Raw genomic sequence first — 23,681 nt, forward strand, 5'->3', positions numbered from 1 at the left:
CCGGTTCCGGCTCACGCGGGCGGGTTCCCTAGAATGCGTTCGTGCAGATCTCGCCCAGCATCCTGTCCGCAGACTTCGCCCGGCTCGCCGAGGAGGCAGCCGCCGTGCCCAACGCCGACTGGCTGCACGTGGACGTCATGGACAACCACTTCGTGCCCAACCTCACCCTGGGGCTGCCCATCGTCGAGGCGCTGCTCAAGGCGACGTCCACGCCGATCGACTGCCACCTCATGATCGAGGACCCCGACCGGTGGGCGCCCGCCTACGCCGAGGCCGGGGCGGGGAGCGTGACCGTCCACGCCGAGGCGGCCAAGGCGCCCGTGCGCACGCTGCGGCAGATCAGGTCGCTGGGGGCGCGGGCCGGGTTCGCGCTCAATCCGGCCACCGACGTGGCGCCGTACGAAGACCTGCTCGGCGAGATCGACATGCTGCTGCTCATGACCGTCGAGCCCGGCTTCGGCGGCCAGCGTTTCCTCGACGTCGTGCTGCCCAAGATCCGCCGGGCGCGGGAGCTGGTGAAGCGGCACGGCGGCGAGGTCTGGATCCAGGTGGACGGCGGCGTGGCGGCCGACACCATCGAGCGGTGCGCCGAGGCGGGGGCCGACGTCTTCGTGGCGGGCAGCGCGGTGTACGGCGCGGCCGACCCGCGGGCCGCCGTCGACCGGCTGCGTGAACTGGCCGAGGGTGCGCCGCGGCCGGGCGGGGCCATCTGACGCCGGCCGTACCGGAACGTTTGTCTGCTCGTGGTTCCTGGGTAACTGTTTACTTATGAAGGACCATGGGCTGTTCGGGCCCGAGTCGGTGACCTGGCGGGTGATGGGGGAGCCCATTCTGCTCGTGGGCGGGTTCCGGGCGCTGCTGATGCAGGGGCTGCACCCGCGGGCGATGCGCGGAGTCCTGCAGAACTCCGCGCTCATGGACCCGCACGAGTCGTGGTCGCGGTTCATGCGCACCACCGAGTTCGTCCGGGTGCGCACGTACGGCACGCTGCCCGAGGTGGAGCGGGCCGGGCGGCGGGTGCGGAAGATCCATGCCAGGCTGCGCGCCCACGATCCGGACACGGGCGAGGACTACCGGCTGGACGAACCCGGGGCGTTGCTCTGGGTGCACGTCGGCGAGGTGGACTCCTACCTGTCGGTGGCCCGGCGGGCCGGGGTGAGGTTGTCGGACGCCGATGCCGACGGCTTCGTCCGGGAATGGCGGCGGGCGGCCGAGGTGGTCGGCCTGAATCCGCGGGACGCGCCGGGCAGCGTGGCGGAGCTGCGCGCCTACATCGAGGCCCGGCGGCCGGAGCTGCGGTTCGTGCCCGAGGCGGCGCATCCGCTGGTGCGGTCGCTGAACGCGCCCCTGCCGCTGCGTCTGGCACCGCTGCGGCCGGTGTTGCCCGCGCTCACCCTGCTGGCGTTCGCGACGTTGCCACGCTGGGCGCGGAGGTTGTACGGCCTGCCGGCCACGCCGGTCGGCGACCTGTGGGCCACGGCCACGCTGCGGACGTTGCACGCGGGGCTCGGGCTGGTCCCGGCCCAGGTCCGCTACGGCTCCGACGCTCAGCGGGCCCGGCGGCTGACGGTTGCCTGACCGTTGACCAAGCTAGCGCTTGGTGATGAAATAGGGGCCGGTCGCGCCCGCCGATTCGGGCATGGCAGACTGATAGGCGTAAGAAGAGCTAGCGTGCTCCGGGGTCGGTGAAAATCCGAACCGGCGGTGACAGTCCGCGACCCGGCCGATGCCATCGGCCGGTTGACCCGGTGGAATTCCGGGACCGACGGTTAAAGTCCGGATGGGAGGAAGCGCGCGGGTGCCCGGCTTGTGGCCGGGCGCCGTCGTGGTGGCGTACGCCCACCACCGCACCCCCGGGGTTCGCCGTGGCTTGAAGCTACTGGCGAGTAGGAGGTCCCGGGTGGCGGAACCCCTTGACGATGCCACCATGGCGCGGGCGGTCGAACTGGCCGCGCACGGACTCGGCACCACCAGCCCCAACCCCGTCGTCGGCTGCGTCATCCTCGACGCCTCCGGCGTCCCCGCAGGCGAGGGCTTCCACGCCTACCGCGGCGGCCCCCACGCCGAGGTCGTCGCCCTGCGCGCCGCCGGCGAGCGGGCCCGCGGCGGCACCGCCTATGTCACCCTCGAACCCTGCGACCACACCGGCAGCACCGGCCCCTGCACCGAGGCGCTGCTGGCCGCGGGCATCGCCCGCGTCGTCTACGCCGTCGCCGACCCCAACCCGGTCGCGGCCGGCGGCGCCGAGCGGCTGCGCGGCCACGGCGTCGAGGTCGAGCAGGGCCTGCTGGCCGAGGCGGCGGAACGCGTCAACGCCGCCTGGCTCACCTCCGTGCGCCTCGGCAGGACCCACGTCACCTGGAAGTTCGCCGCCACGCTCGACGGCCGCTCGGCCGCCGCGGACGGCACCAGCAAGTGGATCACCTCGCCGGAGGCCCGGCAGGACGTCCACCGGCTGCGCGCCCAGGCCGACGCGATCATCGCGGGCATCGGCACCGTCCTGGCCGACGACCCGCTGCTGACCGCGAGAGCACCGGAGAGCGGGGCGCGCACACCGCCGCTGCGGGTGGTCGTCGACACCGGCGCCCGCACCCCCGCCACCGCCCGGGTCCTGGACGGCAGCGCCCCGACCCTGCTGGCCGTCGCCGACACCACCGAGACCACCCTGGACGCCGGCCTGCTCCGCCTGCCGTACCGGCCGGACGGGCTCGACCTGCACGCCCTCCTCAGGGAACTGCACGGCAGGGGCGTGGTCAGCGCCTTCCTCGAGGGCGGCCCCACGCTGGCCGGCGCGTTCCTGCGCGAGGGCCTGATCGACCGGGTCGTCGGCTACGTCGCGCCCGCGCTGCTCGGCTCCGGCCGCGCCGCGCTCGGGCAGGCGGGGGTGTCCACGATCGCCGGCATCCACTCGCTGGTCTACGAAGAGGTTTCCCTGATCGGCCCGGACCTTCGCCTGATCGCCCGGCCGGCCCCTAAGGAGAAGTGATGTTCACCGGAATCATCGAGGAAATGGGGGAGATCGTCGCCCTCGACACCCGCGGCGACTCGGCCGTGCTGTCCGTGCGCGGCCCGATCGTCACCTCCGACGCCCGTCACGGGGACTCCATCGCCGTCAACGGCGTCTGTCTCACCGTGGTCGGGCACGACGGCGACGTCTTCACCGTCGACGTGATGAAGGAGTCCCTCGACCGCACCTCGCTCGGCGGCCTGGAGAAGGGCGACGTGGTCAACCTCGAGCGCGCCGTCCGCGCCGACCAGCGGCTCGGCGGCCACATCGTGCAGGGCCACGTGGACGGCACCGCCGTACTGCTGTCCCGCGAGCCCGGCGAGGCGTGGGACAACCTGCGGTTCAGCCTCCCGCCGGAGCTTGCCCGGTATGTGGCGGAAAAGGGGTCGATCGCCATCGACGGAATCAGTCTCACCGTCACCACGGTTGACGCCGACAGCTTCGGCGTGAGCCTCATCCCCACCACGCTGCGCCTGACCAACCTGGGCGGGCGCGCGGCCGGGGAGCGGGTGAACCTGGAGGTCGACGTGATCGCCAAATATGTGGAAAGGCTGGTGGCGGCCCGATGAGCTGGGCAGACGCCTCTATCAGTGTGTTCGGATTGCCGGTCAAGTGGACCGACCTGCTCGGCAACGTGTTCGCGGTGGCGACCGTGCTGTTCGCCATGCGCAAGTCGATCTGGACGTGGCCGGTGCAGTTCACCGGGGCGGTGCTGCTGTTCATCGCCTCGGTCAGCGCGCACGTCACCGGCAACGCGCTCAAGCAGGTGCTGTTCGGCGCGCTGGCGGTCTACGGCTGGTGGAAGTGGCGCCAGGGCACCCAGGGCGGCCAGGAACTCGCCGTGCGCCCCGCCCGCGCGGGTGAGCGCATCGGGCTGGTCGCCGCGATGATCGCCGGCACCGCGGTCGTCGCCGGGGTGTTCTACGCGGCCTGGGCGTGGTTCCAGCTCCCGCTGTCGTGGGGCGTGCACGCGCCGGCGCCGGAGAGCTACTTCCTGGTGGCCGCCGACGCCTACATCTTCGTGGGCGGCGCCGTCGCCACCTGGGCGCAGGGCCGGGCCCTCGTCGACTTCTGGATCGTGTGGATGGCCGTGGACCTCGTCGGCGTCCCGCTGCTGTTCCGCTCCGGGCTCTACGTCTCCGGCGCCGTCTACGGCGTCTTCTTCGTCCTCGTCCTGATCGGCTTCGCCAAGTGGCTGCGTGAATACCGCACCTCGCTGCACCCGGTGGCGGTGGCCACGTGACCATCCTCGACCAGGTCGAACGCGCCGTCTCCGACATCCGCGAGGGCAAGCCCGTCGTGGTCGTCGACGACGAGAACCGCGAGAACGAAGGCGACATCATCTTCGCCGCCGCCAAGGCCACCCCCGAACTGCTGACCTTCACCATCCGCCACACCAGCGGCGTCATCTGCGTGCCCATGGAAGGCAAGGAGCTCGACCGGCTCGGCCTGCCGCTCATGGTCACCCAGAACCGCGAGCGCATGCGCACCGCCTACACCATCAGCGTGGACGCCCGCGACGGGGTCACCACCGGCATCTCCGCCGCCGACCGCGCCAAGACTATCCGCGCGCTCGCCGACTCCGCCACCGAGCCCAACGAGCTGGTACGGCCCGGCCACATCTTCCCGCTGCGCTACCACGACGGCGGAGTCCTGGCCCGGCGCGGCCACACCGAGGCCGCCGTGGACCTGGCCCGCATGGCCGGCCTGTCGCCCGCGGGCGTGCTGGCCGAGGTCGTCAACGACGACGGCACCATGGCCAGGCTTCCCGAGCTGCGCGCCTTCGCCGACGAGCACGACCTCGCGCTCATCTCCATCGAGCAGCTCGTCGACTACCGGCGGCGCACCGAGAGCATGGTCACCCGCGTGGCCGAGACCCGCCTGCCCAATCAGCACGGCATGTGGCGGGCCCTGGGCTACTCCAGCGCCCTGGACGGCGGCGAGCACCTCGCCCTCGTCCTCGGCGACCTCGGCGACGGCGAGAACGTGCTGGTCCGGGCCCACTCCGAATGCCTGACCGGCGACGTGTTCGGCTCGCTGCGCTGCGACTGCGGGGTGCAGCTCGGCAACGCGATGGCGGCCATCGCGGCCGAGGGCCGGGGCGTCGTCGTCTACCTGCGCGGGCACGAGGGCCGCGGCATCGGCCTGCTGGCCAAGCTGCGGGCCTACAGCCTGCAGGACAACGGCAGCGACACCGTCGACGCCAACCTCGAACTCGGGCTGCCCGTCGACGCCAGGGAGTTCTCCAACGCCGGCCAGATGCTGGCCGACCTCGGCGTCCGGTCGATCCGGCTGCTGACCAACAACCCGGCCAAGCTCAAGGGCATGGACGGCTACGGCATCAAGGTCCTGGGGCGCGAGGCCATGCCGGTGGCGGCCAACCCCTACAACGAGCGCTACCTGGCGGCCAAGCGGGAACGGCTGGGCCACTTCGTGTCCGAGGAGGAGACGGCATGAGCGGACAAGGACGTCCGGAGGCCGCGGCCGTGGAGGCCGCCGGGCTGAGCGTGGGCATCGTCGCCGCGAGCTGGCACGCCGGGATCACCGACCGCCTGGTGGCCCGCGCCGTCCAGGCGTGCGACGACAGCGGCGCCCGCGCCAGCGTGGTCCGGGTCCCCGGCTCGCTGGAGATCCCGGTCGTCGCGCAGGCGCTGGCCCGCAGGCACGACGCCGTCGTGGCGCTGGGCGCGGTCATCCGGGGGGAGACGGCGCACTTCGACTACGTCTGCGACTCCGTCACGGCGGGCCTCACCCGCATCTCCCTGGACGAGGGCACCCCGGTCGGCAACGGGGTGCTGACCTGCGAGACGCTGCAGCAGGCCGAGGACCGCTCCGGCGGCCCCGACGCCAAGGAGGACAAGGGGTACGAGTCGGCCATAGCCGCCCTGGAGACGGCGCTGCTGCTGCGGGAGCTGGTCAAGTCGTGACCCATGGCGGGACCGGGCCTGACGTGCGGTAAGTTTCCTGCGTGTCTGAGCCCGTGAGCCCGCCGCCGCTGCCCGTGACCTTCCGCCCGCGCCGCCCGAGGATCGTCGCGTACGGCTTCGCCGTCATCATCATCGCCGGCGCGGTGCTCATGGCCGTCTTCATCGCCGAGCCGTTCCAGCTGGCGGACCGGATCGGCATCGTCCTGTTCGGGTGCGGGGTGGCCTTCATCCTGCACCTGCTGGGCCGCGTCAGGATCGACGCCGACGAGAAGGGCATCACGCTCGTCAACGCCCTCCGCACCCACCGCTACACCTGGCCCGAGGTCCTGGACGTCACGCTCTTCGTCGGCGACCCCTGGCCCAAGATCGACTTCTCGGACGGCCGGACCATCGGCGCCATGGGCATCCAGGGCTCGGAGAAGGCCCGCGCCAAGAAGTCCACGGCCGAGCTCAAGGCCCTGATCCGCACCCACGGCGAGGCCCCGAACCACTAACCGGCTTGATCTCAACCGCGGTTGAGGTTGCAGGATTCCCTTCGCATGTCATTGACGAAGGGAATCCTCGATGGAGATCGGCATCGGCCTGCCCGGACACGCCCCGTGGCGCGACGGCAGGATCTTGGTGGAGTGGGCGCGGAGAGCCGAGGCGCGGGGTTTCTCCACGCTGAGCGTGAGCGACCGGCTGGTCTGGAACACCCCCGAGCCGCTGCTCACGCTGGCGGCCGCGGCGGGGGCGACCTCGCGGATCCGGTTGCTCACCAGCGTGCTGCTGGGACCGCTGCGGGCCAACCACGCGCTGTTCGCCAAGGCGGTGGCGACCCTGGACCAGCTCGCGGGTCCCGGCCGGGTGCGGCTGGGGCTGTCGCCCGGGTCGCGGGAGGACGACTTCGCCGTCAGCGGCGTGGACTGGGACAGCCGCGGCAAGCAGCTCGACCTCCTGCTGGAGCGGCTCGCCGAGCCGGTGGGGCTCACGCCGGCGACGGCCGGCGGGCCGCCGCTGCTGTTCGGGGGCGGGTCCAAGGCGACGGTGCGGCGGATCGTGTCCCACGGCACCGGGTGGATCGCGGGGGACGCGACCGTGGAGGACGTCGAGGGCTTCGCGCCGCGGGTCCGGACGGCGTGGGCCGAGGCGGGCAGGGAGGGGGCGCCGCGGGTGATCGCCTCGGTCATGTACGCGCTCGGGCCCGGAGCCGAGGCGGCGGTGGCCGATGCGATCGGGCCGTACTACGCCTTCGCCGGAGAGGAGTACTCCCAGTACGGGATCTCCATCGCCTACACCTCGCCGGAGCAGATCGCCGCCGCGATCCCCGCGTTCGAGCGGGCGGGCTGCGACGAGCTCGTCTTCATGGGCAACGATCCCGATCCCGCCCAGGTGGATCTTCTGGCCGACGTCGTCCTGACAGGGCGCTGAACAGGGCCTGGAGGGCCGCCGGGTAGGCGCGCTCCGAAGGGGCGGCGAACCCGGCGAGCAGGCCGTCGCGGCCGCCGCCGGGGGAGTGGTACAGCTCCTTCAGCCCGCGTACGGCCACGCCCGCGGCGGCGCAGGCGGCCAGCGCCGCCTCCTCGGACGGCAGGCCGGTCACCAGGGTGTGCAGCCCGGCGGGCACGCCGTGCGGGGTCAGGGCGGGGAACCCGCGCAGCCCGGACAGCAGGAGCTCACGGCGGCGGCGGTACCGGCCACGGGCCGAGCGGATGGCCCGGTCGTAGCCGTGGGTGGCGATGAGGTCGGCCAGGACCAGCTGGCCCAGGGACTCGGTGTAGAGGTCCGCCTCCTCCTTGGCCGCGACGATCGGGGCCACCAGGTGCCGGGGCGCCACCAGCCAGGCCAGGCGCAGGCCGGGGGCCAGGGTCTTGGAGGCGGTGCCGCAGTAGATCGTGCGGCCGGGGGCGATGCCCTGCAGGGCGCCGACCGGCTGGCGGTCGTAGCGGAACTCGCCGTCGTAGTCGTCCTCGACGATCAGGGCGCCGGCGTCGCGGGCCCAGTCGCGCAGGGCCTGGCGGCGGGCCGGGTGGAGCGGGACGCCGGTCGGGTACTGGTGGGAGGGGGTGACCACGGCGGCGCCGTGCTCCCCGGTCAGGGCGTCGGTCCTGGCGCCGTCGGCGTCGACCGGGAGCGGCACGACGGGCAGGGCGGCCCGCCGTACGACCTCGCGGTAGACGTTGTGGCCCGGGTCCTCCATCGCGACCGGGCGGCCGTCCAGGACGCGGCTGATCAGGGCGAGCCCCTGGTAGAAGCCGGAGGTGACGACGATCTGGCCGGGCGTGGCCAGGACGCCCCGGGTCCGGCCCAGGTAGCCGGCCAGGGCGGCGCGCAGCTCCGGGCGGCCCTGGGGGTCGCCCGCGGCGAAGACGCCGGTCGGGGAGGCGGCGAGGACGCGGCGGGTCGCGGCCAGCCAGGCGCGGGCCGGGAACGCGGACAGGTCGGGCCGTCCGGGGCGCAGGTCGTGGAGCAGGGGGTCCGGGCCCGGGCGCGCGTGCGCCGGTGCGGGGGCGGGCGGCTCGGCGGTCGGGGCGACGCGGGTGCCGGAGCCGGGGTGGGCGGTGAGGTGGCCCTCGGCGGTGAGCTGGTCGTAGGCGGCGCTGACCGTCCCGCGGGACAGGCCGAGGTGCGCGGCCAGGGCGCGGGTGGAGGGGAGAAGGGCGCCGGGGGCCAGGCGGTGGGCGCGGATGGCCTCGCGCAGGGCGTGCTCGAGGGCCGCCCGGCGGCCGCCGGTGGCGGGGAGCTCGACGAGCAGGTCCACTTCCGAACTGGCCCACTGTTTCTTCATCAAGGTGGATCTTATGATTGGTCCGGTCGCGGGTTAGCCTGCGGGGCATGAACGTGATCGCGCACCTCAGCGACATCCACATCGACGACGATCCCCGCAGCTCGGAGCGCACACGGGTGATCATGGACTACCTGAACGCGCTCCCCGCCGACCTGGACGCGGTCCTGGTCTCGGGGGACATCGCCGATCACGCGCTGCCCCGGGAGTACGAGCGGGCCCGCGAGCTGCTGGCCTGCCGCCACCCGATCGTGATCTGCCCCGGCAACCACGACGACCGGGCCGCCTTCCGTAAGCACCTGCTCGGCGCGGAGCCGGACACCGTGCCGGTCAACCAGGTCCTCGAGGGCGCGGGGTTCGTGCTGGCGGCCTGCGACTCCTCGATCCCCGGCGCGGCCAAGGGCGAGCTCGCCGACGAGACGCTGGCCTGGCTGGACGGCGTCCTGGAGGCGGCGAGGGGGCGGCACGCGCTCGTCGCCTTCCACCACCCGCCGGCCCTCCTGCACGTGCCCGTGCTCGACGCGATCAGGCAGTACGGCGGGCAGCGCCTGGCCCGGCTCCTGGAACGCCACCCCCACGTGCGCGCCCTGCTCGCCGGGCACGCGCACACCCCGGCGGCCACGACGTTCGCCGGGCGGCCCCTGCTGGTGGCGCCCGGCGTCGTCTCCACGCTGCGCATGCCGTGGGAGCCCGCCAAGGGCGTGGTCGATCTGGACCAGCCCCCGTCCCTGGCCTTCCACGTGCTCGACGACGAGGGCCGGCTGACAACGCACTACCGAATGATCCTCTGATTCTGGGCCTGCGGTCGTAGGCTGAACGGGTGGCCGTGGACATCGACTCGCCCGAGAAACTCATCGAGCTGCTGGACCGGCACGCCTACCTGGCCGACGAGGGCCTGGCCACGGCGGCGTTCCTCGCGCTGCGCATGGGCCGGCCGCTCTTCCTGGAGGGCGAGGCGGGCGTCGGCAAGACCGAGCTGGCCAAGACGCTGGCCGGACTGCTGCGCGCGCCGCTCATCCGCCTGCAGTGTTACGAGGGGCTGGACGCCGCCCAGGCGCTCTACGACTGGGACTTCGCCCGGCAGCTCCTGCACCTCAAGGCCGCCGAGGCGGCGGGGATCACCGACGTGGGCAGGCTGGAGAGCGAGATCTACGACCGGCGCTTCCTCATCGCCCGGCCGCTGCTCAAGGCGATCGAGACCCAGCCCAGCGTGCTGCTGGTGGACGAGATCGACCGGGCCGACGACGAGTTCGAGGCGTTCCTGCTGGAGGTGCTGTCCGACTTCACCATCTCCATCCCGGAACTGGGCACGATCCGGGCGCAGACGCCGCCGGTCGTGATCGTCACCTCCAACCGGACGCGGGAGGTGCACGACGCGCTCAAGCGCCGCTGCCTGTACCACTGGCTGGAGCACCCGGGCTTCGACCGTGAGGTGGCGATCCTGCTGCGCAGGCTGCCCGCGTGCACCCAGACGCTGGCCGAGCAGGTCGCGCGGGCCGCGCAGCGGCTGCGGACGGCCGAGCTGGTCAAGCCGCCGGGCGTCGCCGAGACGCTCGACTGGACCGAGGCCCTGCTGACGCTGGGCGCGCGGGAGCTGGATCCGGGCAGGGCCGCGGCCACGCTCGGGGCGGCGCTGAAGTACCGGGAGGACGTGGAGTCCGTGCTGGCGAACGGCCTGCTGCGCCATGGATGAGCTGGCCGCGACCATGACCGGGTTCGCCAGGACGCTGCGGGCCGCCGGGGTGGCGGCCGATCATGAGCGGACCCGGAACCTGCTGCTGGCCCTGGACCACCTCGACGTCACCGATCAGGCCGAGGTGTACTGGGCCGGTCGGCTGACCCTGTGCGCCTCGCCCGACGACCTTCCCCGCTACGACCGGTGTTTCGCCGCCTACTTCGGCGGGGTCCGGGCGGCCGGCCGTACCGAGGGGAGGACCGTCACCCGGCACGTGGCGGCGGGGGAAGGCGAGGACGACGAGGGCGGCTCCGCGGAGTCCACCCCGGGTACGGCCAGCCGCACCGAGCTTCTGCGTCACCGGGACGTGGCCCGGCTGACCGAGGCCGAGCGCGCCGAGGTGCACCGGATGCTGGCGATGCTGCGCGACCGGCGGGCCCGGCGGCGCTCGCGGCGGTATCGGGCGGCGCACCGCGGGGTTCTCGACCAGAGGCGGACGATCCGCGAGGCGCTGCGCAAGGGCGAGGTGGCGCGGCTGCGCAGGAAGGCGCACACCACGCGGCCGCGGCGGGTGGTGCTGCTCGTGGACGTGAGCGGGTCGATGTCGCCGTATGCCGAGACACTGCTGCGGTACGCGCATGCGCTGGTGCGCAGTGAGCCGCGGGCGACCCGGGTGTTCTCGGTGGGCACGCGGCTCACGCACATCACCGGTGAGCTGCGGCATCGCGATCCGGGGACGGCGTTGAACGAGGTGTCGCGGGTGATTCCGGACTGGAGCGGGGGCACCAGGCTGGGGGAGGAACTCCGGCATTTCCTGAAAAATCATGATGCGCGGGGGGCGATTGTCGTCATTGCCTCAGACGGCTGGGAACGTGGCGATCCCGCCCTTCTCGGTGCGCAGATGGCCCGGCTGGCCCGGCAGGCGAACCGGGTGATCTGGGTGAACCCCCACAAGGGGTATGAGGGGTATGAACCGCTCACCGGTGGGATGCGGGCGGCGCTGCCGTACATCGACGACCTCGTGGCCGGCCACAGCCTGGCGGCGTTCGAGGCCCTGAGCGAAAGGCTCGGCCATGCGTGACGTGCTTCCGGAGATCATGCGCTGGTGGCGCTCGGGGCTGGAGTTCGGGCTGGCCACGGTGGTGAGCACGTTCAGCAGCGCGCCCCGGCCGCCGGGCGCCTCCATGGCCGTGCACGGCGAGGAGGTCGTGGGCAGCGTCTCCGGCGGCTGCGTCGAGGGCGCGGTCTTCGAGCTGGCCGCTGCGGCCGAGGCGCCCCTGCTGCAGAGGTACGGCGTGAGCGACGACGACGCCTTCGCCGTGGGACTCACCTGCGGCGGCATCATCGACATCCTCATCGAGCCCGTCTCCGCCGCGACCTTTCCCGAACTGGGCGACATCTACGCCTCCGTCCAGGCGCACGAGCCGGTCGCCGTGGCCACCGTCGTCGGCGGCCCCGGCGTCATGGGCGCCCGCCGGGTCATCTGGCCGGATCGCACCTCGGGCAGCCTCGGCCTGGAGCGCCTCGACCAGGCCGTGGACGACGACGCCCGCGGCATGCTGGCCCAGGGGCTGACCGGCATCCGGCGCTATGGCGGCCAGGGCGAGCGCCGCCTGGACGACCTGCCGGTCTTCGTGCAGAGCTTCGCGCCGCCGCCGCGCATGCTGGTCTTCGGCGCCATCGACTTCGCCGCCGCGGTCGCCCGCGTCGGCAAGTTCCTCGGCTACCACGTCACCGTGTGCGACGCCCGGCCCGTCTTCGCCACGTCGAAACGTTTTCCCGACGCCGACGAGGTGGTCGTGAAGTGGCCGCACGACTACCTGGCCACTCAGACGGTGGACGAGCGCACGGTCATCTGCGTGCTGACCCACGACCCCAAGTTCGACGTGCCGCTGCTGGAACTGGCCCTGCGCGCCGGCGCCGGGTACGTCGGGGCGATGGGCTCGCGCCGTACCCACGAGGACCGCCTCGAGCGGCTGCGCGAGAGCGGCCTCACCGACGCCGAACTGGCCGGCCTCCGCTCGCCCATCGGCCTCGACCTCGGCGCCCGCACCCCCGAGGAGACCGCGGTCTCCATCGCCGCCGAGCTCATCCAGCTCCGGTGGGGCGGGTCGGGCCGGCCGCTGACCGAGACTCGTGGACGCATTCACGGATGGGTAGACGATCGTCATGAAACGTTCTAACGTCGCCGGCCTGCTGCTCGCCGCCGGGCGCGGCGCGCGGCTCGGGACGCCCAAGGCGCTCGTGGAGTACGAGGGCGAGCGGCTGGTGGACCGCGGGGTCCGGCTGCTGGAGACCGGCGGCTGCCACCCCGTCGTGGTCGTGCTCGGGGCGGCGACCGTGCCGGTGCGCGGCGCCGTCGTGGTGCAGAACCCCTCGTGGCGGGACGGCATGGGCTCCTCGCTGCGCCTCGGGCTGGCCGCGCTGCCGCCCGGCGCGGAGGCGGTCGTGGTGGCGCTGGTCGACCAGCCCTTCGTGACGCCCGGCGCCGTGGCCGCGCTGATCGCCAGCGGGGCCGAGGTGGCCGTCGCGACGTACGGCGGGGCGCGGCGCAACCCGGTGCTGTTCAGCAGGGGGCACTTCGCCGAGGTGGCCGCGATGGCGGTCGGGGACGTGGGGGCGCGGCCGTTCCTGAAGGCATATCCCGAGCTGATCACCGACGTGCCCTGCGACGGGCTCGGCAGCCCGGCCGACATCGACACGCCCGAGGACCTGAAACTGCTCGCGGTGTCAGGAGAGCCTGAGTGAGGCCAGGGCCGCGCGGTGGTCGCTGCCCACGGCAGGGGCGACGCCCGCCCTGGTGGCGGTCATGCCCTTGTAGAGGATGTGGTCGGGCCGGGTGACCGGGAACGACGACGGCCAGGTGAAGCCGAACCCGTCGCCCGCCTCACGCTGGGCGTCGCGCAGCGGCGGCGTCAGCCCGGACATGCCGCGGTCGGTCGTGGCGGTGTTGAGGTCGCCCATGAGCAGGATGCGCTTGCTGTCGTCCTTGTCGACCAGCTCGCGGGCGTGGGCCAGCGACTTGTCGCGGAAGGCGGTGTGCCCGGGGCGGGCCGAGGCCAGGTGCATGACGTAGACCGTGACCTTGCCCTTGGGCGTGTCGGCCACCGCCCGCAGCGCCCGCGGCCAGCCCATGCCGACGTCGAGCTTCTCCTGCCCGCTGAGCGGGAACCGGCTCCACAGGCCGACGGTTCCCACGGGGTACTTGTGGGGGAACATCCGGTCGAGCTGCCGGGCGGCCGGGCCGCCGGGGGTGAGCTCCTGGGCGGCGACCAGGTCGAGGCCGGAGGCGATCTTCCGCATGGCCTCGCCGGAGGCGTTGTTCCTGACGCCGACGTTCACGGTGGCGACCTTGAGGTCGCTGGACCCGCCCGGCGGCGTCGCGAAGAAGGTCGAGGCGAACATCAGCGCCCACACCAGCCCCGGCACCAGCGCCGCGCCGGCGGCCACGAGTGAGCGTGCGAGCAACGCGAACAGCAGCAGCACCGGCACCGCCAGCCCCACCCAGGGCAGGAAGCTCTCCCAAATGGGGGTGAAACCCCCCATGGCCGGAAACAGCTTGTGTCCCGCGAGGGCCACGGCGACCAGGGCGGACACGGCGATGACGATCCGGCTCAGCACCTGCACCAGGCTAGCCGCTCGGAGGCCCCGGCGAGGACAGGCTAGGCTGGTGCCGAACATAGTTCGGTTACTAGGGAGTCCGGCATGCGGATCGGTATGGCGCTCAACTACTCAGGCGGCTTCAAGGAGACGGTCGCCGAGCTGGCCGACTACGAGCGAGCCGGGCTCGACATCGTCTTCGTGGCCGAGGCGTACAGCTTCGACGCCGTCAGCCAGATGGGCTACATCGCCGCCAGGACCGAGCGCCTCGAGATCGCCTCCGGCATCCTGCCGATCTACTCGCGCACCCCGACCCTGCTGGCCATGACCGCGGCCGGCATGGACTACGTCTCCGACGGCCGGTTCACGCTGGGTCTCGGCGCCTCCGGGCCCCAGGTGATCGAGGGCTTCCACGGCGTGCCGTACACCGCGCCGCTGGGCCGTACCCGGGAGGTCGTCGAGATCTGCCGCCAGGTGTGGCGGCGCGAGCGGCTGACCTACGCCGGCAAGCACTACACCCTGCCGCTTCCTCCCGAGCAGGGCACCGGGCTGGGCAAGCCGCTGAAGCTCATCAACCATCCGGTACGGCCGCGCATCCCGATCGTGGTGGCGGCCATCGGGCCCAAGAACGTCGAGCTCACCGCCGAGATCGCCGAGGGCTGGGAGCCGATCTTCTACGTGCCGGAGAAGGCCGGGGAGGTCTGGGGGCCGTCGCTGGCCGCCGGCCGGGCCCGTCGTGATCCGTCCCTCGGGCCCCTGGACACCATCGCGCAGGCCGCGCTCGCGATCGGCGACGACGTGCAGGGGCTGCTGGAGCTGGGGCGGGGGATGGCCGCCCTGTACATCGGCGGGATGGGGGCCAAGGGGCGCAACTTCTACAACGAGCTGGCCCGGCGCTACGGCTACGAGAAGGAGGCCGAGCAGATCCAGGACCTCTACCTCGAGGGCAAGAAGCAGGAGGCGGCGGCGCTGGTGCCGCAGGAGCTGCTGGAGAAGATGTCGCTCATCGGGTCGGAGGGGTTCGTCAGGGACCGGATCCAGGCGCTCAAGGAGTCGGGTGTCACGACGCTGAACGTGACGCCGCTGGCCGGCACGCATGAGGAGCGGTTGCGGCTGGTGGAGAAAGTGAGGGATCTGGCCGCCTGATCCCCTTTGGGGGCCCGCATATCCTGTGGGCCCCCTTTTGCTTGTGTGAGGGAGGTCACCCTGTTTGCCGGGAATACGGCGAAATATGGCATGTGTTGTGAAATTTCGTGAGGTTTTCGGTAGTCATCGTGTGGCTCGTGGAGCGGCTGCACATCGACCTGTGCCGCGTGACGGGTACGAGCTGTCGCTGATCGCGCTCGTCCAGCGCTAGATCGCCACTCACCCCTTTCCTCCTTCTCGGTGTGCCTTCGGCATGCCGCAAACTCCGGAGTCTTCCTCACGTGAAGAGATTCAGCTTCTCCTTGCAGCTGCTCGCCGGCCTCGTGGCCGGCATCGGCCTCGGATTCGTCGCCAAGATTTGGGACGTCTCCTGGCTGGCGGAAACCCTGACCCAGGTCGGCAAGATCTTCGTCCAGCTCCTGAAGCTGGCCGTGCCGCCGCTGGTGTTCACCGCCGTCCTGGTCAGCGTCGCCAACCTCCGCAACGTCAACGGCGCCGCGCGGCTGGCCTCCAAGACCCTGTTCTGGTTCCTGGTCACGGGCTTCCTCTCGGTCGCCTTCGCCATCGGCCTCGGGCTCGTCATCAACCCCGGCCAGGGCGTCACCCTCGACACCAGCACCGCCAAGGCCGTCGACACCGAGGGCGCCGGCACCTGGCTCGACTTCGTGACCGGCATCATCCCGACCAACATCGTCACGGCCTTCACCGAGCTGAACGTGCTCCAGATCGTCTTCCTGGGCGTCGTCCTCGGCGCGGCCGCGCTCGCGATCGGCGACAAGGCCGAGCCGTTCCTCAACCTCAGCCGCTCGGTCCTCGAACTCGTCCAGAAGGCCCTGTGGTGGGTCATCCGCCTGGCCCCGATCGGCACCGCCGGCCTCATCGGCAAGGCCGTCGCCACCTACGGCTGGGACCTCCTCGCGCCGCTCGCCAAGTTCTCGGCCGGCGTCTACATCGGCTGCTTCATCGTCCTGCTGGCGATCTACCCGACCCTGCTCGCGGTCTTCGGCAAGGTCAACCCGCTCCGCTTCTACCGCAACACCTGGCCCGCCATCGAGCTGGCCTTCGTCTCCCGCTCCTCCGTCGGCACGCTCCCGCTCACCCAGCGCGTCACCGTCGAGCGCAACGGCGTGGACCGCGACTACGCCTCCTTCGCCGTCCCGTTCGGCGCCACCACCAAGATGGACGGCTGCGCCTCGGTCTACCCGGCGCTGGCCGCGATCTTCGTCGCGCAGGTGTTCAACGTGCCGCTGGGCGTCGGCGACTACCTGCTGATCGCGTTCGTCTCCGTGGTCGGCTCGGCCGCCACCGCCGGCCTGACCGGCGCCATCGTCATGCTGACCCTGACGCTGAGCACGCTCGGGCTGCCCCTCGAGGGCGTCGGCCTCCTGCTGGCGATCGACCCCATCCTGGACATGATCCGCACCGCGACCAACGTCGCCGGCCAGGCGGTCGTCCCGGTGCTGGTCGCCCGCTCCGAGGGCCGCCTGGACGAGGCCGTCTTCAACACCCCGCCCCAGCCTCTCGACGAGGCCCCGGCCGCCAAGCCGATCCCCACTCCGGAACCGGCCACGGCCTGACCTGCGCCGATACCCGGCCGTGAACCTTCACGGCCGGGTTTGCCCACGGCGCGGCGGCTTCGCGGCCGGGTTGCCTATGGCCCGGCAGCTTCGCGGCCGGTTGCTTACGGCGCGGCAGCTTCGCGGCCGGGTTGCCTTCCGGAACCTTCACGGCCGGGTTGCCTCTGGGCCGGACGCTGCACGGCTTGCCGTCTCGGGCGGGAAGTCCTAAGGCTTCCCGCCCTTCGCGTCGTCCAGCCGCGCCTGCGCCTCCGCCCAGCCGCTGGTGTCCTGCGCGTGGAAGGTCTCCAGCCGCTGCGTTCCGGCCACCAGCGCGCGCAGGTCGCCGGAGACGCCGGCCGTACGGGCCTGAACCATGATGTTGCCCAGCGCCGTCGCCTCGGCCGGCCCGGCGACGACGGGCAGGCCGCAGGCGTCCGCGGTGAGCTGGCACAGCAGGCGGTTGCGAGCACCCCCGCCCAGCAGATGGACGACCTCAACGCGGTGCCCGGAAAGTCGTGTGGCGTCCTGTACGGCGGCGCGGTGAGCCAGGGCGAGGCTCTCCAGAATGCACCGGACCGTCTCCGGCGGAGTGGACGGCTCGGGCTGACCGGCGTCCCGGCACGCGGCGGCGATGCGGCCGGGCATGCCGCCGGGGGCCAGGAACGCGGGGTCGGCCGCATCGACCAGCGACCGAAGCCTGGGCACTCGGGCAGCGGCCTCCAGAAGACCGGGCAGATCCGGCGAACCCCATGCGGCCAGGCACTCCTGGAGAAGCCACAGCCCCATCACGTTACGCAGGTACCGCGTGGTTCCCCCCAGTCCCACCTCGTTCGTGAAATTTCCGGTACGGCTGGCCGCGCTCAGCACCGGCTCCCGGAGCTCCACCCCCACCAGCGACCACGTGCCGCACGAGATGTAGGCGAACGATTCATTCGTGGCCGGGGCGGCGGCCACGGCCGAGGCGGTGTCGTGCGAGGCGACCGCCACGACGTCGGCCTTCCAGGCGGGAAAGGGGAGGCCGGCCTCCGGGGAACAGGCCGGGTTCAGCGGCCCGATCGCGGTACCGGGGTGCCGGAGGGGCGGAAGGATGCGGGACGGGATGTTCAGGGCACCGGTCAGCGACTCGGACCAGGTACGGGTGCGGACGTCCAGCAATCCGGTGGTGGAGGCGTTGGTGATCTCCGCTCCGCGTTCGCCGGTCAGCCAGTAGGCGATCAGGTCGGGGATCAGGAGCATGGTCGCGGCGCCGGTGAGGTCGTCGGCCATGAGCTGGAAGACGGTGTTGATCGGATGGGGCTGAAGCCCGGACGCCTCGTACAGTCCCGCCGCTCCCAGCCGCTGGAGAGCCAGGGCCCGGGTCTCGGCGGTACGCCCGTCCCGATAGCAAACCGGCTCCCGCAGGAGGCGACCATCGTCTCCCAGCAGCCCGTAGTCCACGCCCCAGGAGTCGACGCCGATCGAATCCACCGGTCCGGCGTGCTGCAGGCCGTACAGGATTTCACGAAATATCCGGCGCACATCCCATCGCAACGCCCCGTCCCGCACCGACGCGCCATTCGAGAACCGATGAACCTCGGTCAGGCGCAGCGACTCGTCCCCGACGATGACACGCCCGCTGGAGGCGCCCAGATCGACAGCGGCGAAACGCGTCATCGACGTGCATCCCGGTACGTGGCCATCGGAGGGACTCCTAGGGGTCGTTTCATGGGCATGGCCTCCTGTAGATCGTGATCGTCCTCATGCGGATGCCGCGCCCGGCCACGCGTCATCTCCACCAACCTGCGCTCTCCACCCCTCACGGACGGTCGCCGCAGAGGGAGGACGGTGAGGCGGGGGTCATCGGGTGGACTCCCGCACGATCAGTTCCGGTTGGAAGACGATCTGCTGGTGGGCATGGGCGGTGGGGCGGTCGCACTCGTCCAGGAGGAGCTCGGTGGCGACTCGGCCCAGTTGATGGGTGGGCTGGCGGATGGAGGTGAGGGAGACGGCCGAGGCGGAGGCGAAGTCGATGTCGTCGTACCCCATCAGTGCCACGTCGTCCGGGACGTGGACGCCGGCCTGGAGCAGGCCCCTCAGGACGCCCAGGGCCAGGAGGTCGTTGGCGCAGAAGACGGCGTCGGGTATGCCGGTGCGCAGGAGGTCGAGGGCGGCCTGTTCGCCGGCGCGGGCGGTCATCTCGGGCATCTGGTGAAGGCGGAGTGAGCCGGGGAAAGTGCTCGAGGCGCCGTCGAAGCGGTCCTGGCACTGGCGGATGGTCAGCGGGCCCGAGACGTACGCGATCGAGGTGGCGCCGCCCTTCAGCAGGTGGTGGATGGCCAGCTTGCCGCCGACCACGTCGTTGACCGACACGGCGCACTGGTCGGTGCGGTGGGGCGGATGGTCGACCAGGACGACGTTGATGCCACGGGCGCGCAGCCGGTCCAGGCGGGCGGGGTCCTCGTCGGACGGGGTGATGAGCACGCCGCGGACCCGCTGTTCGGCCAGGACCTGGAGGTTGCGTTCCTCCTTGGCGCGCGAGCCCGAGGAGTTGCCCAGGATGACGGCGTAGCCCAGCGCGCTGGCGGTCTCCTCGACCCCGGCGGCGACGTCGGTGAAGAACGGGTTGCCGATGTCGATCACCGACAGGCCGATCGTCCGGCTGTATCCGGCGCGCAGGGTCGAGGCCGAGCCGTGCCGGACGAAACCGAGCTCGTCGATGGCCGCCTCCACGCGGGTGCGCGTCGAGGCGGAGACCTTGGCGGGCCGGTTGAGGACGTTCGAGACGGTGCCGGGGGAGACTCCGGCCCGTTCGGCGACCTCTTTGATGTTCACCACGAGACCTGATTAAAACGTATCAACTCCTGGACGGCAATTGACGGGCACCGCATGGCTGTCTACCGTCACTCTCGCCTCTTAAAACGATTCAAAGGATGAGCATGGACATCCGCACCCGGCTCAGCGCGCAACGCATCGAAACCCCGTCCTGGGCCTACGGGAACTCCGGCACCCGCTTCAAGGTCTTCGCCCAGCCAGGCGTTCCCCGCGATCCGTACGAGAAGCTCGCCGACGCCGCCCAGGTGCACCGCTTCACCGGCGTCGCCCCCTCGGTCGCCCTCCACATCCCGTGGGACCGGGTCGACGACTACGCGGACCTGGCCCGTCACGCCGGTGAGCTGGGCGTGGGCATCGGCGCCATCAACGCCAACGTCTTCCAGGACGACGACTACAAACTGGGCAGCGTCACCAACCCCGACCCGCGTGTCCGCGCGAAGGCCCTGGCGCACCTGCTCGAATGCGTCGACATCATGGACGCCACCGGATCCGGCACCCTCAAGCTCTGGTTCGCCGACGGCACCAACTACCCCGGCCAGGACGACATCCGCGCTCGCCAGGACCGTCTGGCCGAAGCCCTTGAATCGGTTTACCACCGGCTTGGCGAGGGACAGCGCTTCCTGCTGGAGTACAAGCTCTTCGAACCCGCCTTCTACGCCACCGACGTCCCCGACTGGGGCACCGCCTACGCCCACTGCCTGCGCCTCGGGCCCAAGGCGCAGGTCGTGGTGGACACCGGGCACCACGCGCCCGGCACCAACATCGAGTTCATCGTCGCGTTCCTGCTCAGGGAGGGGAAGCTGGGCGGGTTCGACTTCAACTCGCGCTTCTACGCGGACGACGACCTGATGGTGGGCTCCGCCGACCCGTTCCAGTTGTTCCGCATCATGTACGAGGTCGTCGCGGGCGGCGGTTACACCGACGAAGTGGCCTTCATGCTCGACCAGTGCCACAACCTCGAGCCCAAGATCCCCGGCCAGATCCGCTCGGTGATGAACGTCCAGGAGGCCACCGCCAAGGCCCTCCTGGTCGATGGGGACGCCCTGCGCTCCGCCCAGGACGGCGGCGACGTCCTGCAGGCCAACGCCGTCCTGATGGACGCCTTCAACACCGACGTCCGCCCGCTGCTGGCCGACCTGCGCCGCGAGTCCGGCCTGGACCCGGACCCCATGGCCGCCTATGCCAGATCCGGCTACTTCGAGACCATCAGCGCCACCCGCGTCGGCGGCGCCCAAGCAGGCTGGGGAGCGTAATGAACGAGCGGCCCATCGACCCCGACATGCCACCCGAGCCCGTCGCCCCGGCCAGGCAGACCGAACCGCCCGGATCAGCCGATGCGGCCGAGCGCGCCGAGGTGACCGCATCTGCGGATGTGGCCGAGCTCGCGAGCCCGAGCGTGCCCAAGAACGCGACCATGCCTCCGAATATGACTGGCCCCGAGGACGAGATCCTGCCAGCCGATATGACCGGGTCCGAGGGCGCCAGCCTGCCTGCTGGCAGGACCCGGCCTGAGAGCCCGAATGCGCCTGAGGGCAAGAGCGCGCCGGAGGGTCCGAGTGCGTCTGCTGGCGTGAGGGGGGCTGCTGGCGTGAGTGCGTCTGAAGGGGTGAGGGGGTCTGAGGGCGTGAGTGGGCCTGAAGGGGTGAGGGGGTCTGAGGGCGTGAGTGGGCCTGAAGGCGTGACGGGGGCCGGGGATGCGAAGGGCTCTGAGGGTGGGGGCGGACCCGAGGGTGGGGGCGGTCCCGGCGACCGGGTCCACTCAGAGGGCGGAGCCGCTCGCCCGCGGCCCCATCAGGCGGTCGCCGAGCTCCTCGGCCGGGCGCGCGCCCTGGGAGCCGACCCGCGGAACACCAACTACGCCGGCGGCAACGCCTCCGCCAAGGCCATGGAGACGGACCCGGTCACCGGGCGGCCGGTGGAGCTCATGTGGGTCAAGGGGTCCGGTGGGGATCTGGGCACCTTGACGGAGAGCGGCTTGGCCGTACTGCGGCTGGATCGTGTCCGGGCCCTTAAAACGAACTATCCCGGCGTGGACCGGGAAGACGAGATGGTTGACACGTTCGCATACTGCCTTCACGGCAAGGGCGGGGCCGCGCCGTCCATCGACACGGCCATGCACGCACTGGTTGAGGCGGCTCATGTTGATCATCTGCATCCTGATGCGGGGATCGCGATCGCGACCGCGGCCGATGGGCCCGCGCTGACCGAGCGGATCTTCGGCGAGCGGGTTGTCTGGGTGCCCTGGCGTCGTCCCGGGTTCCAGCTCGGGCTGGACATCGCCGCCATCCAGCAGGCGAATCCCCAGGCCATCGGCGTCATCCTCGGCGGGCACGGGATCACCGCCTGGGGCGCCACCTCTGAGGAGTGCCAGGCCAACTCCCTGGAGATCATCCGGACTGCGGAGCGCTACATCACCGCCCACGGGCGGTCCGAGCCCTTTGGGCCGGTGGTCCATGCGGCCCTTTCCGGCGACGTACGGCGGGCCACGGCGGCCGCCCTTTTCCCGCTGCTGCGGGGGCTGGCCTCCACCGACGCTCCGGTGGTGGGCCACTACACCGCCACCCCCGAGGTCCTGGACTTCCTCGCGCGGGCCGAGCATCCCCGCCTGGCCGCGCTCGGCACCTCCTGCCCCGATCACTTCCTGCGTACCAAGGTCGCCCCGCTGGTCCTGCCGCCGGATCCCACCGAGGAACAGGTCCGCGCCGCCCACGCCGCCTACCGTCAGGAGTACGCCGCCTACTACGCCCGCCACGCCACCCCCGCCTCCCCGCCGATGCGCGGCGCCGACCCGGCGATCGTTCTGGTGCCCGGGGTGGGCATGTTCTCCTTCGGCAAGGACAAGCAGACCGCCCGTGTCGCGGGAGAGTTCTACGTCAACGCGATCAACGTGATGCGGGGCGCCGAGGCGCTGTCCACGTATGCGCCGATCGAGGAGAGCGAGAAGTTCCGCATCGAGTACTGGGACCTGGAGGAGGCCAAACTCCGCCGCCTCCCTGCGCCCAAGCCCCTCGCCACCCGGGTCGCCCTCGTGACCGGCGGAGGGTCGGGCATCGGCGCGGCCATCGCCCGGCGGCTGGCGGCCGAGGGCGCCTGCGTGGTGATCGCCGACCGCGACCTGGCCGCCGCTCAGAAGGTCGCCGCCGAGATCGCCCCCTCTGCGGGCCCGGACGGCCAGAAGGCCAACCCGGATGGCGTCGCGTTGGGCGTCCGGGCGGATGCGCGGGAGGACGAAGGGGCGGTCCTGGACGGCGTGCTGGGTGTCCCGGCGGATTCGGGCGAGGGCGACGGGACTGGCCCGGACGTCGCAACGGGGGTCCCGGCGCATCCGGGGGAGGGCGACGGGGCCGGCCTGGACGTCGCGATGGGGATCCCGGCGGATTCAGGGGAGGGCGACGGGACTGGCCTGGACGTCGCGATGGGGATCCGAGCGGACCTTGCGGACCGTGATGGGGCGGTCCGGGGGGACGTCGTGCTGGCCGTCCGGGCGGATGTGACGGACGAGGCGCAGGTCCAGGAGGTGGTACGGCAGGCGGTGCTGGCCTTTGGCGGCCTCGATCTGGTTGTCAACAACGCGGGGTTGTCCCTGTCGCGCCCCCTGCTGGAGACCACGCTCGACGACTGGGACCTTCAGCATGACGTGATGGCCAGGGGGTCGTTCCTGGTGTCCCGGGAAGCGGCGCGGATCCTGATATGTCAGGGCATGGGTGGGGACATCGTGTACATCTCCTCCAAGAACGCCGTCTTCGCCGGACCCAACAACGTCGCGTACGGCGCGGCCAAGGCCGGCCAGGCCCACCAGGTACGCCTGCTGGCGGCCGAACTCGGAGAGCACGGTGTCAGGGTCAACGGCGTCAACCCCGACGGGGTGGTGCGCGGGTCGGGCATCTTCGCCTCCGGCTGGGGCGCCAACCGGGCCGCCGTCTACGGGGTGCCCGAGGAGCGGCTGGGTGAGTTCTACGCCCAGCGGACGCTGCTCAAGCGCGAGGTGCTCCCCGAGCACGTGGCCGCGGCCGTGTTCGCGCTGACGGGGGGCGACCTGTCCCTGACCACCGGTCTGCACGTGCCCGTGGATGCGGGGGTGGCCGCCGCGTTCCTCCGCTGATCCGTCTCGGATGGCAGCTGGTTCGTCTCGGACGACAGATGGTTCGTCTCGGACGGCGCTGGTTCGTTTCGGGCGGCAGCTGATCCTCCG

General features: G+C 71.8%; 23 protein-coding genes and 1 riboswitch. Of the genes, 19 read left to right on the forward strand and 4 right to left on the reverse strand.

The features are described 5' to 3' along the window. Positions 1-41 precede the first annotated feature (41 nt). The 9 genes from rpe (at position 42) to FVE25_RS02100 (ending at position 7,344) form a co-directional block, all read left to right on the forward strand. Positions 42-713 (forward strand): ribulose-phosphate 3-epimerase, encoded by a 672-nt coding sequence (gene rpe / locus FVE25_RS02060; RefSeq protein ID WP_157244649.1) that lies wholly within the window; start codon positions 42-44, stop codon positions 711-713. A gap of 55 nt (positions 714-768) precedes the next feature. Continuing rightward, a complete protein-coding gene (locus FVE25_RS02065) occupies positions 769-1,578 on the forward strand; it encodes an oxygenase MpaB family protein (protein WP_157244650.1) in 810 nt (269 codons plus the stop codon). Between the two features lie 89 nt (positions 1,579-1,667). Beyond that, positions 1,668-1,798, forward strand: a riboswitch (FMN riboswitch). 102 nt (positions 1,799-1,900) lie between these two features. Further along, entirely contained in the window at positions 1,901-2,986 is a 1,086-nt protein-coding gene (gene ribD, locus FVE25_RS02070) for a bifunctional diaminohydroxyphosphoribosylaminopyrimidine deaminase/5-amino-6-(5-phosphoribosylamino)uracil reductase RibD (protein WP_246266523.1), read from the forward strand. Further along, positions 2,986-3,576 (forward strand): riboflavin synthase, encoded by a 591-nt coding sequence (locus FVE25_RS02075; protein ID WP_157244651.1) that lies wholly within the window; start codon positions 2,986-2,988, stop codon positions 3,574-3,576. The genes ribD and FVE25_RS02075 overlap by 1 nt, the downstream gene beginning before the upstream one ends. Continuing rightward, the gene (locus FVE25_RS02080) at positions 3,573-4,250 is read left to right on the forward strand and encodes a nicotinamide mononucleotide transporter family protein (RefSeq protein ID WP_157244652.1); all 678 of its coding nucleotides are present in this window, start codon (positions 3,573-3,575) and stop codon (positions 4,248-4,250) included. The genes FVE25_RS02075 and FVE25_RS02080 overlap by 4 nt, the downstream gene beginning before the upstream one ends. Beyond that, entirely contained in the window at positions 4,247-5,464 is a 1,218-nt protein-coding gene (locus tag FVE25_RS02085; RefSeq protein WP_281367791.1) for a bifunctional 3,4-dihydroxy-2-butanone-4-phosphate synthase/GTP cyclohydrolase II, read from the forward strand. Before FVE25_RS02080 ends, FVE25_RS02085 begins: the two co-directional genes overlap by 4 nt. Beyond that, positions 5,461-5,934 carry a 6,7-dimethyl-8-ribityllumazine synthase gene (ribH, locus tag FVE25_RS02090; RefSeq protein ID WP_157244653.1) on the forward strand — a complete coding sequence of 158 codons (474 nt, stop codon included), beginning with the start codon at positions 5,461-5,463 and terminating at the stop codon, positions 5,932-5,934. Before FVE25_RS02085 ends, ribH begins: the two co-directional genes overlap by 4 nt. Positions 5,935-5,975: 41 nt before the next feature. Further along, positions 5,976-6,428 (forward strand): PH domain-containing protein, encoded by a 453-nt coding sequence (locus FVE25_RS02095; protein WP_157244654.1) that lies wholly within the window; start codon positions 5,976-5,978, stop codon positions 6,426-6,428. 70 nt (positions 6,429-6,498) lie between these two features. Continuing rightward, on the forward strand, positions 6,499-7,344 hold the full coding sequence (locus FVE25_RS02100; protein ID WP_157244655.1) for an LLM class flavin-dependent oxidoreductase: 846 nt from the start codon (positions 6,499-6,501) through the stop codon (positions 7,342-7,344). Here FVE25_RS02100 and pdxR read toward each other — a convergent pair. Continuing rightward, positions 7,277-8,701 carry a MocR-like pyridoxine biosynthesis transcription factor PdxR gene (pdxR, locus tag FVE25_RS02105; protein ID WP_157244656.1) on the reverse strand — a complete coding sequence of 475 codons (1,425 nt, stop codon included), beginning with the start codon at positions 8,699-8,701 and terminating at the stop codon, positions 7,277-7,279. The two genes, FVE25_RS02100 and pdxR, sit on opposite strands and share 68 nt — an antisense overlap. Before the next feature lie 47 nt (positions 8,702-8,748). Between pdxR and FVE25_RS02110 the strand changes: the two genes are divergently transcribed. From FVE25_RS02110 to FVE25_RS02130, 5 genes are read left to right on the forward strand one after another with little or no spacing between them, the layout of a single operon-like run. Continuing rightward, positions 8,749-9,489 carry a metallophosphoesterase gene (locus tag FVE25_RS02110; protein WP_157244657.1) on the forward strand — a complete coding sequence of 247 codons (741 nt, stop codon included), beginning with the start codon at positions 8,749-8,751 and terminating at the stop codon, positions 9,487-9,489. A 35-nt stretch (positions 9,490-9,524) separates the two neighbouring features. Continuing rightward, a complete protein-coding gene (locus FVE25_RS02115) occupies positions 9,525-10,391 on the forward strand; it encodes an AAA family ATPase (protein ID WP_157245452.1) in 867 nt (288 codons plus the stop codon). Further along, positions 10,384-11,454 carry a vWA domain-containing protein gene (locus FVE25_RS02120; protein ID WP_157244658.1) on the forward strand — a complete coding sequence of 357 codons (1,071 nt, stop codon included), beginning with the start codon at positions 10,384-10,386 and terminating at the stop codon, positions 11,452-11,454. The genes FVE25_RS02115 and FVE25_RS02120 overlap by 8 nt, the downstream gene beginning before the upstream one ends. Further along, entirely contained in the window at positions 11,447-12,556 is a 1,110-nt protein-coding gene (locus tag FVE25_RS02125; protein WP_157244659.1) for an XdhC family protein, read from the forward strand. Before FVE25_RS02120 ends, FVE25_RS02125 begins: the two co-directional genes overlap by 8 nt. Continuing rightward, positions 12,543-13,121 carry a nucleotidyltransferase family protein gene (locus FVE25_RS02130; protein ID WP_157244660.1) on the forward strand — a complete coding sequence of 193 codons (579 nt, stop codon included), beginning with the start codon at positions 12,543-12,545 and terminating at the stop codon, positions 13,119-13,121. Before FVE25_RS02125 ends, FVE25_RS02130 begins: the two co-directional genes overlap by 14 nt. Here FVE25_RS02130 and FVE25_RS02135 read toward each other — a convergent pair. After that, positions 13,104-13,994 carry an endonuclease/exonuclease/phosphatase family protein gene (locus FVE25_RS02135; RefSeq protein ID WP_246266525.1) on the reverse strand — a complete coding sequence of 297 codons (891 nt, stop codon included), beginning with the start codon at positions 13,992-13,994 and terminating at the stop codon, positions 13,104-13,106. The two genes, FVE25_RS02130 and FVE25_RS02135, sit on opposite strands and share 18 nt — an antisense overlap. Before the next feature lie 84 nt (positions 13,995-14,078). On the opposite strand from FVE25_RS02135, the gene FVE25_RS02140 reads away from it, so the two are divergent. From FVE25_RS02140 to FVE25_RS02145, 3 genes are all read left to right on the forward strand, one after another. After that, positions 14,079-15,119, forward strand: a complete 1,041-nt coding sequence (locus tag FVE25_RS02140; RefSeq protein WP_157244661.1) for an LLM class F420-dependent oxidoreductase — start codon at positions 14,079-14,081, stop codon at positions 15,117-15,119. 128 nt (positions 15,120-15,247) lie between these two features. Next, positions 15,248-15,310, forward strand: a complete 63-nt coding sequence (locus FVE25_RS56935) for a putative leader peptide (protein WP_376773472.1) — start codon at positions 15,248-15,250, stop codon at positions 15,308-15,310. A gap of 90 nt (positions 15,311-15,400) precedes the next feature. Beyond that, positions 15,401-16,696, forward strand: a complete 1,296-nt coding sequence (locus FVE25_RS02145; protein ID WP_157244662.1) for a dicarboxylate/amino acid:cation symporter — start codon at positions 15,401-15,403, stop codon at positions 16,694-16,696. 207 nt (positions 16,697-16,903) lie between these two features. Here the strand turns inward: FVE25_RS02145 and FVE25_RS02150 are convergent, their stop codons facing one another. Both FVE25_RS02150 and FVE25_RS02155 read right to left on the reverse strand, forming a co-directional pair. Continuing rightward, a complete protein-coding gene (locus FVE25_RS02150; RefSeq protein ID WP_157244663.1) occupies positions 16,904-18,331 on the reverse strand; it encodes a rhamnulokinase in 1,428 nt (475 codons plus the stop codon). 183 nt (positions 18,332-18,514) lie between these two features. Further along, positions 18,515-19,489, reverse strand: a complete 975-nt coding sequence (locus FVE25_RS02155; protein ID WP_343046127.1) for a LacI family DNA-binding transcriptional regulator — start codon at positions 19,487-19,489, stop codon at positions 18,515-18,517. A 98-nt stretch (positions 19,490-19,587) separates the two neighbouring features. Here FVE25_RS02155 and rhaI point away from each other — a divergent pair, with 98 nt between their 5' ends. Both rhaI and rhaD read left to right on the forward strand, forming a co-directional pair. Then, positions 19,588-20,742 carry an L-rhamnose isomerase gene (gene rhaI, locus FVE25_RS02160; protein ID WP_157244665.1) on the forward strand — a complete coding sequence of 385 codons (1,155 nt, stop codon included), beginning with the start codon at positions 19,588-19,590 and terminating at the stop codon, positions 20,740-20,742. A 407-nt stretch (positions 20,743-21,149) separates the two neighbouring features. Then, complete coding sequence (gene rhaD / locus FVE25_RS54910) at positions 21,150-23,591, forward strand: bifunctional rhamnulose-1-phosphate aldolase/short-chain dehydrogenase (protein ID WP_425489467.1); 2,442 nt, start codon at positions 21,150-21,152, stop codon at positions 23,589-23,591. Positions 23,592-23,681: the final 90 nt, after the last annotated feature.

Source organism: Nonomuraea typhae (assembly GCF_009760925.1).
GTDB lineage: Bacteria > Actinomycetota > Actinomycetes > Streptosporangiales > Streptosporangiaceae > Nonomuraea > Nonomuraea typhae.